The sequence below is a fragment of the Psychroserpens sp. SPM9 genome (assembly GCF_025153525.1).
Classification (GTDB): domain Bacteria; phylum Bacteroidota; class Bacteroidia; order Flavobacteriales; family Flavobacteriaceae; genus Psychroserpens.
Map to the genome: position 1 here is coordinate 124,597 of NZ_JANZNR010000007.1, position 19,272 is coordinate 143,868.

The 19,272-nt window shown below is 35.1% G+C and carries 12 protein-coding genes and 1 tRNA gene; 2 read left to right on the forward strand and 11 right to left on the reverse strand.

All coding sequences use genetic code 11. The features are described 5' to 3' along the window. Positions 1–4: 4 nt before the first annotated feature. The 6 genes from N4270_RS14335 to N4270_RS14360 form a co-directional block, all read right to left on the reverse strand. Positions 5–682, reverse strand: coding sequence for an ABC transporter ATP-binding protein (locus tag N4270_RS14335; RefSeq protein ID WP_260098034.1), 678 nt, complete (start codon positions 680–682; stop codon positions 5–7). A 44-nt stretch (positions 683–726) separates the two neighbouring features. After that, positions 727–3,174 carry an ABC transporter permease gene (locus tag N4270_RS14340; RefSeq protein ID WP_260098035.1) on the reverse strand — a complete coding sequence of 816 codons (2,448 nt, stop codon included), beginning with the start codon at positions 3,172–3,174 and terminating at the stop codon, positions 727–729. Positions 3,175–3,196: 22 nt separating this feature from the next. Continuing rightward, positions 3,197–5,614 (reverse strand): ABC transporter permease, encoded by a 2,418-nt coding sequence (locus N4270_RS14345; protein WP_260098036.1) that lies wholly within the window; start codon positions 5,612–5,614, stop codon positions 3,197–3,199. 28 nt (positions 5,615–5,642) lie between these two features. After that, positions 5,643–8,048 (reverse strand): ABC transporter permease, encoded by a 2,406-nt coding sequence (locus N4270_RS14350; RefSeq protein ID WP_260098037.1) that lies wholly within the window; start codon positions 8,046–8,048, stop codon positions 5,643–5,645. Between the two features lie 128 nt (positions 8,049–8,176). Then, complete coding sequence (locus N4270_RS14355; protein WP_260098038.1) at positions 8,177–8,854, reverse strand: ABC transporter ATP-binding protein; 678 nt, start codon at positions 8,852–8,854, stop codon at positions 8,177–8,179. Positions 8,855–8,886: 32 nt separating this feature from the next. Continuing rightward, the gene (locus N4270_RS14360; protein WP_260098039.1) at positions 8,887–10,137 is read right to left on the reverse strand and encodes an efflux RND transporter periplasmic adaptor subunit; all 1,251 of its coding nucleotides are present in this window, start codon (positions 10,135–10,137) and stop codon (positions 8,887–8,889) included. A gap of 207 nt (positions 10,138–10,344) precedes the next feature. On the opposite strand from N4270_RS14360, the gene N4270_RS14365 reads away from it, so the two are divergent. Both N4270_RS14365 and N4270_RS14370 read left to right on the forward strand, forming a co-directional pair. After that, positions 10,345–11,697 (forward strand): sigma-54 dependent transcriptional regulator, encoded by a 1,353-nt coding sequence (locus N4270_RS14365; RefSeq protein WP_260098040.1) that lies wholly within the window; start codon positions 10,345–10,347, stop codon positions 11,695–11,697. Further along, the gene (locus N4270_RS14370) at positions 11,687–13,030 is read left to right on the forward strand and encodes a PAS domain-containing sensor histidine kinase (protein WP_260098041.1); all 1,344 of its coding nucleotides are present in this window, start codon (positions 11,687–11,689) and stop codon (positions 13,028–13,030) included. Before N4270_RS14365 ends, N4270_RS14370 begins: the two co-directional genes overlap by 11 nt. Before the next feature lie 140 nt (positions 13,031–13,170). On the opposite strand, the gene N4270_RS14375 is transcribed toward N4270_RS14370, so the two are convergent. The 5 genes from N4270_RS14375 to N4270_RS14395 form a co-directional block, all read right to left on the reverse strand. Then, positions 13,171–13,243: transfer RNA gene (locus N4270_RS14375), tRNA-Met, on the reverse strand. 181 nt (positions 13,244–13,424) lie between these two features. Beyond that, positions 13,425–14,336 (reverse strand): Two component regulator three Y domain protein, encoded by a 912-nt coding sequence (locus N4270_RS14380; RefSeq protein WP_260098042.1) that lies wholly within the window; start codon positions 14,334–14,336, stop codon positions 13,425–13,427. Positions 14,337–14,477: 141 nt separating this feature from the next. Further along, on the reverse strand, positions 14,478–14,660 hold the full coding sequence (locus N4270_RS14385) for a CPXCG motif-containing cysteine-rich protein (protein ID WP_260098043.1): 183 nt from the start codon (positions 14,658–14,660) through the stop codon (positions 14,478–14,480). An 18-nt stretch (positions 14,661–14,678) separates the two neighbouring features. Beyond that, the gene (locus tag N4270_RS14390; protein ID WP_260098044.1) at positions 14,679–16,016 is read right to left on the reverse strand and encodes a TolC family protein; all 1,338 of its coding nucleotides are present in this window, start codon (positions 16,014–16,016) and stop codon (positions 14,679–14,681) included. Positions 16,017–16,023: 7 nt separating this feature from the next. Then, a complete protein-coding gene (locus N4270_RS14395; RefSeq protein WP_260098045.1) occupies positions 16,024–19,269 on the reverse strand; it encodes an efflux RND transporter permease subunit in 3,246 nt (1,081 codons plus the stop codon). Between the last annotated feature and the right edge of the window lie 3 nt (positions 19,270–19,272).

The following is a 19,272-nucleotide window of genomic DNA, read 5'->3' on the forward strand; positions in this document are numbered from 1 at the left end:
AATGTTAGTCTTCGACAATCTTTCCGTCGAGTAGATTAATAATCCGCGAGCCATAAGCTGCATTAGCTTCTGAGTGTGTGGCTTGAATGATAGTGACTCCTTCACTGTTAAGTTTAGCAAACAAATCCATAATCTCAGTACTTTGCTTCGAATTGAGATTTCCAGTTGGCTCATCGGCTAATATTAGTTTTGGCTTTCCTATTAATGCCCTTGCTATACCTACTAATTGCTGTTGACCTCCACTCAATTGTATTGGAAATAAATCTTTTTTTCCGACGATATTAAAACGGTCCAGCATATCGCCAACAAGTGCTTTACGTTCTGAAGACTTTACATTTTTATACAGCAATGGAGTTTCTATATTTTCCTGAACCGTCAATTCATCAATAAGATGATAAGCCTGAAATACAAAACCGATGTACTCTTTATAGAGTTTAGATCTGCTTTTTTCTTTCATGCTATGAACGGGCTCACCTAAAAAGGTATAACCACCATCGGTAAAACTATCTAACATCCCAATACAATTGAGTAAGGTAGACTTTCCTGATCCAGACGGTCCCATTAAAGAAATAAACTCGCCTTCTTTAACTGTAAGATTTATGCTATCTAAGAGTGCTACTTTTTTACTTCCAGATTGAACCTCGCGAGTTGCCTGACTTAATTTTAATAATGTGTTTGCCATGATTGTTTTATAGATCCTGAAATAGGTTCTACATAAATTTTAAATTATTCTGATCTTAATGAGTTTACCGGATTAGCATTTGCCGCTTGAAGTGTTTTAACACTAATCACCAGTAAAGCAAAGAAAATCATAGCAACACCACTGATTAAAAACACCCAAAAACTGATGCTTGTTTTATAAGCAAAATCTTGCAGCCAGCTATTAATACCATACCAGGCTATTGGAGACGCTATAATAAAAGCAATCGCAACTAAGACTAAAAACTCTTTACAAAGCAATGTGTTTATTTGCAATAGCGAAGCGCCTAATACTTTTCGAACACCAATCTCTTTGACACGTCGGTTTGTAGTGTAAATCACCAAACCTAATAATCCTAAACAACTTATAAGGATAGATAAACCTGTAGACCAATTTAACAGTTTAGACACTTTCTTTTCGCGATTATAAAAACGCTGAATGGTTTCATCTAAGAACTCTAATCTATAATCATCGCCATCAACATAGACCTTTTTATAGGCCTTTTCTATTTTTGAAAGTGTTGCTTTTAAGTGTTCAGGGGATTCATTTTGAAAGGCGACATGTACGGCTTGAAACTGGGTAAATTCACTTTGATACCAATCGCCACGAAAAGCCATTGGTTTGATTTCAGTTTTTAAAGAACGTTGATGAAAATCGGCCATCACTCCAACGATAGGAATATATTCATCATTCATTAAAACTGATTTCCCTATAGCTTCTTCAGGTGTTTTAAACCCGAGCTTCTTTCTAAATGTTTCATTAACAACTAGTTCTTTAACCGTATCATTTCGAATACTTCGACCCGCTAAAATTTCTAATTCGAATAACTCGGCGTAGTTTGTATCACCATGTATAAATTGTAATTCTGAATTAATTTCCTTTTGACCATCAGTATATGAAATGGTTGTACTATTTGTAGAACGTGAAGCCGGAGCATTACCACCAATACTAATTGCTTTAATTTCAGGAAGTGTACGTAATTCTTCTGCAAAGATTTCTTGTTTAGATACGCCACGTTCACCTCTTGGGCTGTAAACAGATGCAATGGCTTCGGTTTTAAATCCCATATCTTTACTCAACAAATAATTAATTTGCTTACCTACTAATAGGGTTGCTATGATAAAAATCTGTGCTATTGAAAATTGAAATACGGTTAAAAACTTCCGAAGCTTTACTTTTTTATCGCCAACAGCTAAATGATTTTTCAATACAGAAACAGCATTAAACTTAGATAAAACTAAAGCTGGATAAAATCCTGACAAAAAGGTAACCACCAACAATAAAACTATAACACTGACGACAATTACTGGCGATTTAAAAAGTTCAAAATTGAGACCTTCAGGAACAAAATCGGAAAACACATGAATCAACCATTTAGTAAGCACTACAGATAAAATTGCGGAAATAAGGACAAGTAAAAAGGTCTCTCCCATAAATTGTCCTATGAGTTGCTTTCTAGAACTTCCTAAAGTTTTACGAATTCCTATTTCTTTAGCCCGTTGTGATGCCTGCGCAGTGTTTAAATTGATAAAATTAATACAGCCTAATAGCAATAAAAATAAAGCGACTAAAGCTAAATTTGTTAATAGCGATTTACTGGCTTGTCCTTTGCTCCAATCATAGATACCATACTTTTCATTAAAGTGAATATCTGCCAATGGTTGTAATGTAAATTTAGTTTCTTCCCCATACTTTTTAGAGCGTTCATCTTGATGCTCTTTGGCTAATTCATCAAATCGTTTTTGAACGGCATTTATATCTGCAGAAGCAGTCAGTTTTACAAAAAGCTGCGAACTAGAGTTTGTATTACTCCAATTTTTATTGAGAAACTGATCTCTTAGTCGGGTTTGTAAAAGTGTTGGATGCGACACAAATTCTTCAAAAACAAAATCGGTTCGGTCTTTAAAGTTTTCAACAACGCCTGTAACCGTAACATTAAGGGAGTCGTTATAAACCAGTACTTTTCCTATAACATCTGAAGGTGGTGTATTTGGAAAATAGTCTGCAGCTCTGCGTTCAGTTAAAATGACATTATTTGGATTTGCTAAAACATTGTTCGCATCACCAGCCAAAAACTTATACTTAAATATATCAAAGTAATTGGCGTCGGTAAAAATGACAAAATTTGGCCATTTAAATTCTGAATCATTAGCTTTGTTTTCAACCTTAGATGGTCTCTCTGTATAAAAGCCACTAACGGTTTCAAAATTTGAGTTTTCCTTTATAGCATCTTCTAGTGCTAATGTAATTCCTGGATTATGAAACACCCCTTCAGGGCTGCTAAAATCGGATACCACTCTGTAAATTCGATCGCCATCCTTGTGAAAGGTATCAAATGTTGTATCGTAATAAATCATTAATCCGATAACAAATGATGCGCTCAAACCAATCGTTAGACCTATTACATTGATGATTGAAAACACCTTGTGTTTCCTAATGTTTCTCCAGGCAATTTTGATATAATTTTTAAACATAACTGATGATTTTTTGATTGATTTATTCTGTTCTAAGTGATTTCACCGGATTTGATGTCGCTGCTTTAATCGTTTTTCCAGCAATGGTGAGCATTGCAATTAGTACTGCAATACCGCCAGCAACAAGAAATCTCCAAATATTTAAATCTATACGATAGGCATAATTTTGCAACCATTGATGCATTGCCCACCATGCAATTGGAGTGGCAACTACAAAAGCTATGACTACTAATTTCAGAAAATCTTTAGTGAGAAGAACTGTGATAGACGACACACTAGCTCCAACAATTTTGCGTACACCTATTTCTTTTCGTCGTTGGGCAACAATTAATAATGACATAGCAAAAAGACCGATACAACTAAGAATAATCGCTAAAATAGAGCCACTACCAATCATAGTAGTCATGGTGCGTTCATTACGCAGAGTACGATCTATATTTTCATTTAAGAAAGAGCCTTGAAATTCGGCATCGGGCTCAATGCTTTTCCATGCTGATTCTACAGCACTATAAGCTTGTTCTAAATTTTGAGGTGTTACTTTAACGTAAGCATTTCGTAAGTTCCAATTAGGAAGAGCAAATATGGTCATTGGAGCAATATGCTGATCGAGTTCTTGAAAATTGAAGTCCTCCACAACACCTACAACAGTATATACTGCATCATCCAAATCTATTTGTGAAGCCAAGATATCATCTTCATTTAGTAACTTCGCCATCGATTCGTTGATAATAACGGATAAACTATCACTAGCGAGATTTTTTCTAAATGATCTTCCTTCGACTAAATTTATGTCTAATGTTTCAATATAATCTGCATCGACGACCAACATATGCGTATCGACACCACGTCCTTTATACTCAAAGCCTAAAACACTTGTCGAGCGGGATCCGTCTTTACCAAGTCCTAAAATATTATTAGATGCTGTAACACTCAAAACATTGACATTACCTTCAAGGTCATCTCGTAACAGTTGCAATGCTTGTTGGTCGTTACGTGTTCCGTTTAATGGAAAAGCAATCACCTGATCTTTATTAAATCCTAAATCTTTGGTTCGCATAAATTCAACTTGATCCCAAAGCACAAGGGTGCCACCAATGAGTAAAATGGCGATACCAAATTGTAATACCATTAAACTATTTCGTAGGTGATTCTTTCCGTTGATTTCTAGTTTTCCTTTTAAACTTTGTAAGGTTCCGAGGCGACTCATCAATATAGCAGGATAACCTCCAGCGACCAAAGTGACTCCAAGAAAACTAACAACCAATACTAATAACCAGGAAGGTTCTAATAATGTGGATAGTGAAGCTCTGGTATTAAACAGCGTTTGAAAAGAAGGCAACAACAACTTGGCTACTAAAATCCCGAGGCCTGTTGATAATACAAATACTAAAATACTTTCTCCCCAAAACTGAAAAAACAATTGCTTGTTATTAGCTCCAAGTGTTTTTCGCATGCCTATTTCACGTAGTCTCTGGTCACTTTTTGCAATGCTCATATTAACAAAATTCACACAGGCAATAAATAAAATTAAAATGGCTATACTCAAAACCAGATAAGGCATTGTGCGGCTAACAATTACTGGACCTTGGTTAAAATTTGCAAACCTAATATCTGCCAGTGGCAATAATTTTATTTGTCTGTAATCACCATCATTATTAGGTTGAAGACCATCGCGTTTAGCGTTGTCAATTTCGTTTTTATAATGTAATTGTGTAAAATCTTTTGTGCTTTTTTCAAACTGAGTAGGATTTATGCCTTCAGCTAGTTGCACATATACCTCATGATTTTCCACATCCCAACGCCCAATAGTTCTCTCATAAGCATGATAACCTTGACTTTTAAAATTTAAGACTACATCAAACCCCAATGAACTTGTATCAGGAAAATCTTCAATGATTGCAGACACCTTAAACGGCACCATCTTTTCGTCTCTTAGAATTGAAACTGTTTGTCCGATGGCATTTTCATCACCAAATATACGTTTGGCTGCAAGTTTAGTCAAAGCAACCGAAGATTCTGAAGTTATTGGATTTTGTTTATCGCCTTCAATTATAGAAAAACTAAACATGTCGAAAAAATCGGGATCCACATAAACACCACTCATATGCAGCTGTTTGTCCTGATGATTTAACAACACTCCTGAACCGTTATAACGTGTGATTTTCTCTACACCTGTTGTTTCTTCTTTTAGGGCTGCAGCAAAAGGCTCTGATTTTGAATTATTAGCTTCAATACCGTTTGGAGAGCTATCTTCAGAATACACTTGATAAATATAATCTCCATGATCATGAAAACGATCAAAAGACAACTGATAAACGGCAAACATTGCCAATAAAATAGCAACACCAAATGCGGCTGTAAGACCAAGCACATTGAGTACTGTAAACGTTTTATTCTTCAAAAGATTTCTTACCGCTATTTTGAAATAATTTTTAAACATAACTGATGCTTTTTGAGTGATTGATTGACTATTCTGTTCTGAGTGATTTCACAGGATTCGATGTTGCTGCTTTAATTGCCTGAAAACTTACCGTTATAAGTGTAATAAGTAATGCTCCAAAACAAGCTATGGCAAATACATCCCAAGAAATAGAGGTGCGATAACTAAACTTTTGCAACCACTGACTCATAATATAATAAGCCAAAGGTGAAGCAATTAATAAGGCGATAACTACTAGAGTGATGAAGTCTTTTGACAGTAATAACCACAGTTGACTAATTGAAGCTCCCAGCACTTTTCGAACACCAATTTCTTTAGTACGTTGTTCGGCAACAAAAGATGCTAACCCAAAAAGACCAAGACAGCTTATAAAGATGGCTAAAAGCGTAAATACTCTAGCTAAACTTGCGATTCGTTCTTCTGATCTAAACTTTCGTCCATATTCTTCATCTACAAATTGAAAATCAAATGGAGTATTCGGGAAATTCTTTTTAAAGACAGCTTCAATAATTTCCAAATTTTCACTGGTGCTTTTTTCTGGATTGAGTCTCACATTATAAAAATTACCATTGCTATTGGTGTCAAATACATAAACAGATTGTTTTACTGGGCTATAAGGCGATTGCATAATAATGTCATCAATAACACCGATGATTTTTAAGGGCGGATTTTGATTTTCGATATCTGTATCAGAATCTCTTAAATACTTCCCTACAGGATCTTTTATTCCCATATAGCTTACAGCTGTTTTATTCAGAATAACACCCAGAGAATCTGATGGAAAGTCTCTTGAAAATCCTCGACCTTCAATAATTTTCGCACCTAGAGTTTCAACAAATTCGTAGGATACTTCTGTATAGGCTAAATCTTCCTGAAACCCAACTGGTTTTCCGTCCCAAGTAAAACCCGATCTATTAGACCAAACAGCGGTTGTTGGACTACTTGTGGTGGCCATTTCCATAGCGCCATTAGAGGCTATAAACTGGCTTCGCATAAGATCGGCTTTCCCAAGAAACTCACTACTCATCACAGGAATTTGAATTAAGCCTTCCTTTTTATAACCTACAGGTCTGTCTTTACTAAACTGAATTTGGTTCATAACAACCAATGTTCCAATAATTAAAGCAATAGATACCGTAAACTGAAGTACAACCAATATTTTTCGTGGTAAAGACGAATAACGACCTGCTTTAAAGGTGCCTTTTAGAACAGCAACCGGACTAAAAGAAGATAAATACAAAGCAGGATAGCTCCCAGCTAAAAATGCGGTTATGATTATAAAAATTAAAGAGGCTAGCCAAAACAGCGGATTTCCCCAAGGAAAGTCAATTGATTTACTTGCTAAATTATTAAAGCCGTCTAAAAACAGTAATACAATACCCAATGCAAACACGTATGACAGCACCACAATTAAAAACGATTCACTTAAAAACTGAAAAATAAGTTGCCCACGCTGCGAACCAATAGATTTTCTAATACCTACTTCGGTTGCTCTTTTTTCGGAACGCGCTGTACTTAAATTCACAAAATTGATACAAGCCAGTAATAAAATAAATATACCAATGACTCCAAACAACCATACATTTTCTATGCGACCGCCAGATTGCTTTCCATTTTCAAAGTCACTTCTCAAATACCAATCTTTCATTGGAAACAAGAAAATTTCAGGATTAAACTCAGCTAATTCTGGACTTGCTTTTTCTTTGACATCAATAATTTTTGAGGTAACTGTGTCCATGCTTGTATTATCATTAATTTGAACAAACATTTGAAATGAGTTATTTCCCCAGGAAGTTCTTGCGTTTTCCAGCCATTCTTGTGTGGTCACATAATATTTCCAAGGGATGATGTATTCCATGTCACTAAAGCTATTATTCTCTGGAATATCTTTATAAACTGCAGTAACTATCAAATCATCTTCATTATTTACCTTAATGATTTTTCCAACCGCAGTATCAGATCCAAACAGTGTTTTTGCAGAAGATTCAGATAACATAATTGAGTTGACCTCTTTTAAGCCTTCTTTAACTCCAGTTAGAATGTCAATATCTAACATGTCTATCGCGCCTTCTTGTAGGGCATTTCCTGTTCGGTAAATATTAGTTTCTCCAAATTTGAGATATCTAGGTTGCTCCCAAGAAGCCATAATAATATGTTTAAAATTATCATTGTGGTCTTGACGTAATGCAAACTCTAAAGGCCTTGGTATTGCTGGTCCTGTAAAAACATCACCATTACTCGACTGATGCTGATAAACCTGCGCTATAGTGGCACTTTTTTTAAAGTGACTGTTATAACTTAGTTCATCTGCAACCCATAAGCCAATTAACATCGTTGCTGCCATACCTATAGCCAATCCTGAAATATTTATTAAGGAATAGACCTTGTTTTTAATCAGGTTTCTAAAGGCTATTTTGAAATAATTTTTAAACATAATTTCTAAAGATTACTGTTCGTTTTTTGATTGGTTTGGCTTAAACACTTCAGTATAAGTGATTGGTTAGTTGGTTTTATACTGAAGTGATACAAGCCTGATTGATTGGTTATTGATTGATTGTTATTTTAAGCCAGAATATTTTCTGTTACTTTTTGTCCGTCTAACATCCTGATAATTCGATGACTATATTTTGCGTCGTGCTCACTGTGAGTTACCATGATAATGGTTGTCCCAGCTTCATTTAAATCGATGAGTAAGTCCATAACTTCATTGCCATTGGTGCTGTCTAAGTTTCCTGTAGGCTCATCGGCCAGAATTAATTTCGGATTATTCACAACAGCTCGTGCTACCGCCACACGTTGTTGTTGACCGCCAGATAATTGTTGCGGAAAATGATTTCTTCTATGCATAATTTGCATTTTTTCCAGGACAGCTTCGACTTGCTTTTTACGTTCGGCTGGTTTGACCCCTGTATAAATTAATGGCAATTCTACATTTTCAAAAACGGTTAATTCGTCGATAAGATTGAAGCTCTGAAACACAAAACCAATGTTGTGTTTACGTAATTCTGAACGTTTGCGTTCGTTATATCCTGAAACCTCTTCGCCATTAAACACAAAGCTTCCTCCATCTGGGTCATCTAATAATCCCAGAATGTTTAACAAGGTAGACTTACCACAACCGGATGGTCCCATGATAGCTACAAATTCGCCTTTTTTGACATCAAAAGACAACTTGTTTAAAGCAATCGTTTGAACCTCTTCTGTTCTGTAAAATTTCTCTAAGTCGGTAATTTGTATCATTGTTTTACTATTTTATTTTTTATTGATTGATTTTATTTCAAAATGAGTTCTTCGGTCTCCCCATAAGAATCGTAACTCGAAGTCACTACTTTATCACCTGGATTTAACCCTTCTAAAACTTCGTAATATTCTGTGTTTTGACTTCCTAATCTGATATTAACTTTATAAGCACTATTGCCATCGTCGCTGACTTTAAAAATCCAGTTTCCACCTGTTTTTTGAAAAAACCCGCCTTTAGCAACTAACAGCGCTTCTTTTTCGGCACTTAATGCCACTCTAATTTGGAGGTTTTGACCGCGTCTAATCCCTTCTGGCACTTCACCTTCAAACTGCATATCCACCTGAAAACGACCATTGTTCACTTGGGTAAATACTTTTTTAATTATCAAAGTATAGGTTTCATTATTGAGTGTTGCCGTACCAATTTGTCCGGTATAAATTCTAGAGATATAATGCTCATCAATATCGACTCTAACCTTATAACCACTCAATACATCTACTTGTCCCAATCTGGTTCCTTTGGTAATTGATTGTCCGATTTCAGCATCTAAAGACGTGAGCTGACCATCTATTGGTGCTTTTACAACCAGGTCGCCAACCTTTTTTCTCATGAGTTCTAAGGCACTTTGCGTTCTCGAATAAGAACTTTGTGCTTGATTAACTTCAAGTTTTGTGGATATAGAATCTTCAGACAATACCTGTTTTGCAAGTTTCATACGTTCTTTTTGATAATCGTAATTATTTTTAGACGATTCGTAGTCCATTCTTCCCACAGCTCCTTTTTCGTACAAACGCTTATTTAAATCGTAAACACGTTTGGCTTCAATCAAACTATTTTCGACATCGGTAAATTGATTTTGCCTGTTAATGGTATTCTGACGTGCTGCATTTTGGGAGATTTGCATCTGAGTTAATAAATTATAGACTGATGTTTCCTGATTGATAAGACTCAACTCCAAATCGGTATTAGATAATCTTAAAATAGGCTCTCCTTTTTTCAGAATAGCGCCATCTTCAACAAACTTTTCTTCAACACGACCACCTTCTAAAGCGTCTAAGTAAATGGTTGTAATGGGTAAAACTATTCCGTTTACTGGGATATTCTCCTGAAATACGTTTTTACTAACCGTATTGATAGAAATTCGTTCTTTGTTGACATTCAATTTTGAACCGCCAGACGTTTGCATAATCACATAAATAATAAATGCCACAATAGCCAGAATTCCTAATCCGATTAATAGCTTTTGTGTTGAAATTTTTTTCTTTTGAATTGGTACGTCCATTGTTATTTCATTAATTACAACTTAATTATAGTGAAGATGATGCCAAACCTACAATTACTTGTTTTACAGTATTTTATAAATTTTACTAAAATTAAAAGTGTCCGTTTTTGATACACTTTATGTTCGATAATGCACACTTTTAAGTCGGCTATTATTTTTGCTTTTCTAATTTTTTTAAGCTGAATATAAAATTGTAATATTGTATGGATGGTATTAAAAGAAGCTCGAATATTAGTTATAGATGATGACGCAGATGTTTTAACTGCGCTACGCCTTTTACTGAAACCCTTAGTAAAAGACGTCGTCACTGAAAAAAACCCAAGCAATATCAGTGCTCAAATTGAAGGTTCGTCTTTTGATATTATTATCTTGGATATGAACTTCAACGGACTCGTTAACACGGGTAATGAAGGTATCTTTTGGCTGAATAACATCCGGAAACAAAAACCAGAAACAGCTGTTATATTAATGACGGCTTATGCAGATATTGATCTAGCGATAAGAGGCCTAAAAGAAGGCGCTTCCGATTTTCTAGTGAAGCCCTGGAAGAATGAAAAAATCATTTCCACCATTACAACAATATTGGGTCAAAAGTCTGCAAATGCTCCTAGCGCCTCACAACTCAACTCCAGCAGTATTGAAATTATAGGTGCCAGTGATGTTATGAATGATGTTTTTGTAAAACTTAAAAAAGTGGCGCCAACTGATGCGAATGTTTTAATACTTGGCGAAAACGGAACTGGTAAAGACTTATTTGCGAGAGCGCTTCATAATCTTTCCAACAGAAAAAACAAACCATTTATAAAAGTAGATGTAGGTGCATTAACCTCTTCGCTGTTTGAAAGTGAATTATTTGGCTATAAAAAAGGAGCTTTTACAGATGCTCGAGAAGACCGAAAAGGACGTTTTGAAGCAGCCAATGGTGGCACCCTTTTTCTGGATGAAATTGGCAATATAAGTTTAGGGCAACAAGTGAGGTTACTTACGGTATTACAAAACCGACAAGTGACACCATTAGGTTCTAACGAATCAATTCCTATAGATATTAGATTAATTTGTGCTACTAATATTGATCCTAAAGTACTGGCTGACGAAAAAAAATTCAGAAAAGATTTAATATACAGAATTAATACCGTAGATATTATTGTTCCGCCATTGAGAGATCGCGGAACAGATATCACAGAATTATCGAAACACTTCGTATCGTTATATGCCGAAAAGTATAATAAAAGTCCGTTTACTTTTGACTCTGGATTTATTTCAAAATTAAAAAAGCACGATTTCCCTGGGAACGTTAGAGAACTTCAATATGTGCTAGAACGTGCCGTCATTATGACCGATGGCAGTGTTTTAAAACCTGATGATTTGGTGTTTTCATCCATCGAACGATCAAGAACCAAAACAGGTGTAGAAACTAGCAGTTTAAATTTAGATGATGTTGAAAAAAATGCCATTCTAACCGTTTTAGAAAAACACAAAGGAAATGTTTCTAAATCGGCAAAAGAACTAGGCATAACAAGAGCTGCGCTATACAGACGATTGGAGAAATATGAACTATAAAAGTTACATTCTCAAACTCTTTTTTAGAGTGCTACTTCTCGTTGGAAGCATTTTAGGTCTGGTGTATTTTTTGTACAAAGACCAGTCAACTTATGCCATTCTTGCTGGGATTGTCTTGCTATATCTTATTCAAAACACCTACACTTTTGTAAAACGTCGCTTTCAGGCTATGGACGATTTTTTTGAAGCTGTAAAATACCGGGATTTTTCAAGATGGTTTCCCGAAGACAGAGGTCCTAAAGACATTCGGTTTTTATATACAGGATTTAATGAAATTAACCGAACGATAAAAGAAATTAACTCACAAAACCAGGCTCAATATGTTTACCTTCAGAAGATTTTAGAAATGGTAGACATTGGTATTATCGCCTATAATCTGGAAACTGGCGATGTGCTCTGGAGTAATGACTCTTTTGCTGAAACTCTAGATGTCCCTTCTTTTAAGAATATTCGATTTATTGAAAATAGAAAACCAGAACTCTTTACAACGGTTTTTGAAACCTACCACAGAGAACCAAATTCTATTTCGATAGCGCTTCAGAATGAACATATTAAAATCTTGATTTCTGATACCGTTTTTCAGGTAGAAGAAGATGCTTTTAAGCTTATTGTGATTCAAAACATTGAAGATACGTTGAATAAAAACGAGTCAGAATCTTGGAAAAAATTACTCAGTGTGATGACGCATGAGATTATGAATTCTATTGCGCCTATTTCTTCGTTAGCAGACACACTTCAGCGAAATATACAACTAGCTTTAGAACAACCAAAAAATGACAATTTAGAATTAGAAGATCTTAATTCAGGAATTAAAACCATCAAAAATCGTAGTGAAGGACTTTTAAAATTTGCCAAAACGTACAGAAGCTTAAGCAAAGTAACGCAACTTCATTTGCAACGAACGAAAGTTTCCGATTTATTTGAAAACATACGGTTACTTATGGAGCCCTCCGTAAAAGCTAAAAATATTGCTATTGAATTTGACATTTTACCGCCCAAATTAGTACTTGACATAGACACACATCTTATTGAACAAGTCTTAATTAATTTGATATTAAATGCTATTGATGCTTGTAAAAATGGGGCCGGTTCTAAGATTAAGGTTTTGGCTTCTCAAAAACCAAATAGAGATATTATGATTAAAGTAATTGATAATGGCTCTGGAATCCCACAAGACATTTTAGAGAACATATTTGTGCCTTTCTTTACAAGCAAAACTACAGGAAGTGGTATTGGCTTGAGCCTTTGCAAACAAATTATGCTGCTTCATAAAGGCAAAATTATGGTAAAAAGTATTGAAGGTGAAGGTTCTGTTTTTAGTTTGATTTTTTAACTATCATTGATTTATTAGGAACTAAATGCTCCCGCAAACTTGTTGGACTTGTAGAAAACTTTTAAACCAAATTTTAAAAGTAAACGTTCTAAAATCTTATTCATAAAAAAAAGCCAAACACTTTCGTATTTGGCTTGTAGTAGCGGGAACTGGACTCGAACCAGTGACCTTCGGGTTATGAGCCCGACGAGCTACCTACTGCTCTATCCCGCGATTTAATTCTAAATAATTGGCTTAGCTTTTAACTTTCGGCTCATAATACCAACTCAATCATTTTAGGACTGCAAATATACAATGCTTTTTTATTTCTACAATGATAATATTAAAAAAATAACTCTCAACATATAAAAAATGTTGAGAGCTATTCACTAATTTAAAACTATATATGTGCTAATTAATCATCATCTTCAGTATCAAGGGTAACTATAGTGCCTTGATTGTTCATGTTTACAAAATCGAATTGCTTTAAACTTGGAAGCTGCTCCTTTAATTGTACCAACTCGCCTTTAAAGTCATTGTTTCCGATAAGTAATACTTTTAAATTTGTAAGACTTGCCATTCCGTTAGGTAATGTTCCGTAGAATGCATTATCTGATAAGACCAACTCTTCTAATTGTGTTAAACTACAAATAGAGTTAGGCAAAGTTCCGAAGAAATTATTGTCAAAAACACTAATCACTTTTAAGTCTTTTGCATTGGCAATAGTTGCTGGTAATTTTCCAGAAAACTTATTACTACTCAATAACATTTCACGTAAATTTACGAGGTTACCAATCGTTGATGGCAATTCGCCCGTTAATTGATTATTGTATAACTCTAAAGTATTTAAGTTAGTTAATTGTCCGATACTCGAAGGAATCTCTCCCTGAATCGTATTCATAAACAATTTTAAATATTGTAAAGACTCTAAGTCGCCAATCTCATTAGGTAATGGCGTATTCAACATATTGAAAGCCACATTTAAAGTTACTAAAGACTTTAAATTTTTAACGGTTGACGGAATCCCTCCTGTGATTTTATTTCTGAATAAATTGAGGTGCTTTAAATATACCAAATCACCAATAGATTCTGGAAGTTGTCCTCTTAGGTTATTGAATTCTAAATTAAGTTCAATGACTTTATCATCTTTTACAACAACACCATACCAGTTTTGTACTGGCGCATCTAAATCCCAGGTGGTTCTCCAAAGTGCACCATTTGTTGCATTGTAAAGATCTTTTAAAGCTTGTTTTTCTTTTGTTGAAACGCTACCGAAGGACAATAAGGTAACGAAGCATAACAATACTGTAAGTTTAGCGGTTTTCATAATACTAGATTTGTTTTGGGCAACAATTTCTGATACTAATGTACTAGAATATCGGTGATGTGACAATTTTTTTCGATGAAATGCATAACCGTTCATCGAATAATTTATTAAAATACTGATTTTTAGGTATTTACAAAAAGACTACTGTTCTATGCTTTGAGCTAAAAAACTTGTGATTTCTTGGTTTTCTGAAGAAATTTCAACCTGAATCGGATGGCAACACACTTCGCAATCTTCAATATATTTTTGATACGATTGCGATGTATCGACTAACATTGAGATAGATTCCCAGCAATACGGACATTGGAAAAAGTGTTCTATCATCACCTGAAAATGACTTAATTACAACTCAACATTTAACAATTCGCCACTTAGCTGAAGCACATTTATTTCGGCAAGCTTAGCATCGTATTTGGCTTGATTTCGACTTAATTCAGCATTTAATAAGTTAAGCTGTGCTTGTCTGAATTCGATAGAAGTTACCTGACCAATTTTAAACTTTTCTTGTGTACGATCAAAGTTGTTTTTCGCCGTTTTAATATTATCCTCCTGAACCTGATAAATAATCAATTTATTTTGAAAATCATCCCAGGCATTATTAAAATCTCGTTCGATCTCAATAACCAATAAGTCCTTTTGAAGTTTCTGGTTTTCCAAATCGATTTTAGCATTTCGAATTCGGGTTAAGGTCGCTCCGCCATCAAATAAATCCCAAGTTAAATTGAGACCTCCCGACAAACCTGTATTGGTAGAAACGGCTACAAACGACGCTGCATTATTATTATTTTTATTCCAGCCGTAAGAACCAATAAGACTAATTTGAGGTAAAAATTGCGCTGCTTTATTTTCTTTGATTCCAAACTGACTTATAGCTATGTTCTTTTCGGCTTGAAGCAATGAAACATTGTTGGCTTTTGTCTTTTCTAGTAAATCGGCTTTATCTAACTGAAGTAAAAAACGCACCTCAGTGTTGACATCAAAATCATCAGACATTTGGTTACCCATAACCACATTTAAGTCGCGTTTCGTATTTTTTAATTGCTGTTTGATATTAATCAGATTGATGCTATCATTATTAATGTCGACCTCGGCATTTAAGACTTCTAGTTTTGTGTTCTGACCATAATCAAACTGATATCCGGCACGTGTTAAACGATCTTTAGAAATGACCATCGTTTCTTCTAAAGCATCGGTATTTTCTGAAAGTTGAGCGACTGTATAATAAATAGAAAACAACTGAACAATTGTAGTTTCTATGGTTTCACGAGCATCTAAAGCTGTTAATTGGTATTCTTCTTTCAAACGCTTGTAATTATACTTACGTCCTAATCCATCAAAAAGCACATAGTTTAAATTCACTGTGGCATTATACCTGCTACTTTCGGCACCATTTAATACGGTCGTTTCACCGTTAGAAAATTCGGCTTCAGTGTTATCAACATTATACGTAGCACCAGCGTTTCCATTAAGTGTTGGCAAATATCCCGAATTCAAAATCCCGGCATTATTTTCGGCAACTTCAATAGCGTTATTAGCAATTTTGATTCCGAAGTTATGATCTAATGCCAGCTCAACAGCTTCTTCAGCAGACAGCACTTGCTGTGCGTTAGCATAGATTCCGAAGACCATTAAACTGCAAGTGATGTATAATTTAAGATTCATCTGTTTCGCTTTTCTCATGTGTTTCTTATCCTTTTTCCGCTTTAGTAGATGCCACTATTGGGTTTTCGTTTTGTTTATAATGCTTGGATTCGTTTTGTTCTTTAATGGCACGTTCTACCTCTTCTTTGGTGACCTCTTTGTTAGTCCATAGCCATTTTACATTTTTCTTGATATCGTTACTGAATGATAAAAATAATGGTAAAACTAATAAGGTTAATATCGTAGCATAGCCAATTCCGAAAGAAATAGAAATAGCCATAGGTTTTAAAAACTGTGCTTGTCGACTCTTCTCTAAAAGTAAAGGCGCTAAACCTGCAATGGTGGTTAATGATGTTAAGAAAATGGCTCTAAAACGTGATTTTCCAGCTTCAGAAATTGCTAAATCAAACTTCATTCCTTCTCTCAGGTTGGTATTAAACTTACCAATAAGTACCAAACCATCGTTAACCATGATCCCGATAAGTGCAATAATTCCTAAGAGTGATAATACATTTACTGAAAAGTCCAGCAGCCAATGTCCCCAAGCTACAGCTGTCAAGCTAAATGGCACCAAGAGTATTAATAAAAGCGGCTGACTATAACTACGGAATGTAAAAGCAATCGTAATGTAAATGAGTATTAAAATTGGAATTCCCGCTTTAGCCAACGAATCTGATAATTTTGTAGCTTCTCTGTTTTGACCTTCAAAAGACGCAGATATTGTTGGATATTTAGATTGTAAATCGGGAATAGTATTGGTTCTAATATCGTCTAAAATATCGGTAGCACTCGAACTTGGATCCTTTAAATCTGCAGATATTCGAATTTCCCTTTGCCCTTCTAAATGGTTAATAGCAACATCCCCTCTTTCGATGGTATAGACCGCAATGTCTTTTAATGTGACGCGCTCTCCTGTAGGTGTCACTATTCGCATATCGTCCAAATCATTTATGGATGCTCTATTGTTACGATCGTAACGCACCCAGACTCGAATTTCATCTTGACCTCTTTGAAAACGCTGTGCCTGTACACCAAAAAACCCAGAACGTACCTGTGTCATGACAGTTCTTAAATCTAAGCCTAAGAGATAAGCACTTTCTTTGAGTTGTAATCTGATCTCTTTGATTCCAGCAGGATCATTGTCTTCAACATCTTTTAGCAAGGTGTTTTCAGACAATACTTTTTTAAGTTCAAGTTTTGCAGCTTTTAATTCGTCAATATTATTTCCTAATAAGGCTACTGAAACCGGGCTTCCTCCAAAATTTCCTCCAGAGCCATAAATCAAACGTTCGGTTCCAACAATTGGCCCAACTAATTCTCTTAATCTATTCGCTACCATTGATGATTTAATCTCATCTGGTCGTTCTTCTCCAGGCAACATATTGATGACCAATCTTGCACTAGAGCTACTGCTTAAACTCAGAATGGTATTCTCAAAAAGTTCTTTATCGGTGTCTTTTAAATATTTTTCAGTAAATTCTTGATTGAGTATAAATGATTTTTCTTCTATCATAGAAATAATAGAATCGGTGATTTTTTCATTTGTTCCGTTGGGCATATCCAGTTCGATAGTCACACGATCACTAGCAATAGACGGAAATATAGTTACACCAATCACGCCACCACCAATAGACCCAAATGTTACTATTAATAAGGCCACAAAAATCCCTAACGACAAGACTTTAAACTTAAGAACGAAGTCTAAAACAGGCGCGTAAAACTTATCCCTTAAAAAACTCATAATTCGGTCACCAAAGGCATTAATCCCTCTCATTTTAGCAAAAAACTGCTTCTTTTTTGACGGATTATCATCGGGCTCTTGGGCTCTTAAAGCCTTAGAATGCGCTAAATGCGCAGGAAGAATAATTAAAGCTTCAACCAGAGAAACTACCAAAGTAAGAATAACAATGACCGATACTTCACCAAAAAATTCACCAATTCTGCTATCTAAAAACAGAAACAATGAAAACGCAAGTAAGGTCGTAACAATAGCAGACACTACAGGAGGAATAACTTCCATGGTGCCATCAATTGCGGCATCAATTGGTGATTTCCCTTTTTCGTAATGCTGATAAATATTTTCGGCAATAACAATCCCATCATCAACGAGAATCCCAATGACGATAATCATTCCAAACAGTGATAATACGTTTATAGTGACATCAAACTGACCTGCGAATATGAACATTCCAAGAAATGAAATTGGCAACCCAAAGGCCACCCAAAAAGCCAGTCTTGTATTTAAAAACAAAGACAAGAACAACAAAACGAGTATCATTCCAACGATAGCATTTTCGGTTAAAAGCTGGGTTCTTTGATTTAATGTTATTGATAAATCTCTAACCACATCCAGCTTTATATTTTCATGCTTCTGGTTATAAGTTTCGATATAGGTTTTAACCTTTTCTGCGGAAGAAATTAAGTCTTCATTATTGGTACTTGTCACCGAAATATTTACAGACAAATCCTGATTAAAATAAGTAACGTTAGGTGTTTCAGAAAAACGATCTCTTACAACAGCAACATCTTTAAGTCGGATGGTTTTTCCGTCAGAGCTGGCACGAATAATTAAATTTGACAGTTCATCTCCATAATACGAACGATTGTTTGCACGAATTAAATATTCTTCAGCATCTGTTTTAATATTTCCACCAGTGACCAAAATGTTTGAAGCGCTAACAGCAGCAGCAACATCGCTAAAGGTTAGGTTATAAGCTAATAAACTCGTTTCGTTAACGGCAATTTCAATTTCTTCAGCAGGATAACCAGTCACTTCAACTTGAGAAATCCCATCAATAGCACGCAAATCGTTTTCTACTTGGCGTCCAATTTGTTTTAAAGTCGCCAAGGGTACATTTTTACCACTTAAAGCAAAAGAAATGGTTTCACGAACCGCTTCCTGTTTGGCTACAACCAAAGGCTCCATACCTGTTGGAAAGGAAGGCACACGATCTACAGCATTCTTAACTTCCAGAAGCATAAAATCGATATTCTCTCCTTTTTCAATTTCGACGGTAATGGTACCACTATTCTCTCTAGAGGTTGAGGTGACACGATCTATTCCTTTTAGTCCTTTGAGATTATCTTCAATTTGTAAAACAATACCTTCTTCAATTTCTTGAGGAGAGGCTCCAGGATAGGTGATACTAATGGTGATTATTTTAGAATCTACAAGCGGAAAAAACGAAGACTTAAGCGACTGATATCCTAAAATACCAAAAATGAAAAATGCTATGATAAATACATTTACCGCAACATGATATCTAATAAAATAAGCTATTAATTTCCTCATTAT

Excerpts from the sequence above, each read along its gene's own strand:
- N4270_RS14345 (WP_260098036.1), bottom strand. The coding sequence starts at position 5,614 with ATGTTTAAAAATTATTTCAAAATAGCGGTAAGAAATCTTTTGAAGAAT.
- N4270_RS14370 (WP_260098041.1), top strand. The coding sequence starts at position 11,687 with ATGAACTATAAAAGTTACATTCTCAAACTCTTTTTTAGAGTGCTACTT.
- N4270_RS14340 (WP_260098035.1), bottom strand. The coding sequence starts at position 3,174 with ATGTTTAAAAATTATATCAAAATTGCCTGGAGAAACATTAGGAAACAC.
- N4270_RS14355 (WP_260098038.1), bottom strand. The coding sequence starts at position 8,854 with ATGATACAAATTACCGACTTAGAGAAATTTTACAGAACAGAAGAGGTT.
- N4270_RS14390 (WP_260098044.1), bottom strand. The coding sequence starts at position 16,016 with ATGAGAAAAGCGAAACAGATGAATCTTAAATTATACATCACTTGCAGT.
- N4270_RS14350 (WP_260098037.1), bottom strand. The coding sequence starts at position 8,048 with ATGTTTAAAAATTATTTCAAAATAGCCTTTAGAAACCTGATTAAAAAC.
- N4270_RS14395 (WP_260098045.1), bottom strand. The coding sequence starts at position 19,269 with ATGAGGAAATTAATAGCTTATTTTATTAGATATCATGTTGCGGTAAAT.
- N4270_RS14385 (WP_260098043.1), bottom strand. The coding sequence starts at position 14,660 with ATGATAGAACACTTTTTCCAATGTCCGTATTGCTGGGAATCTATCTCA.
- N4270_RS14380 (WP_260098042.1), bottom strand. The coding sequence starts at position 14,336 with ATGAAAACCGCTAAACTTACAGTATTGTTATGCTTCGTTACCTTATTG.
- N4270_RS14360 (WP_260098039.1), bottom strand. The coding sequence starts at position 10,137 with ATGGACGTACCAATTCAAAAGAAAAAAATTTCAACACAAAAGCTATTA.
- N4270_RS14335 (WP_260098034.1), bottom strand. The coding sequence starts at position 682 with ATGGCAAACACATTATTAAAATTAAGTCAGGCAACTCGCGAGGTTCAA.
- N4270_RS14365 (WP_260098040.1), top strand. The coding sequence starts at position 10,345 with ATGGTATTAAAAGAAGCTCGAATATTAGTTATAGATGATGACGCAGAT.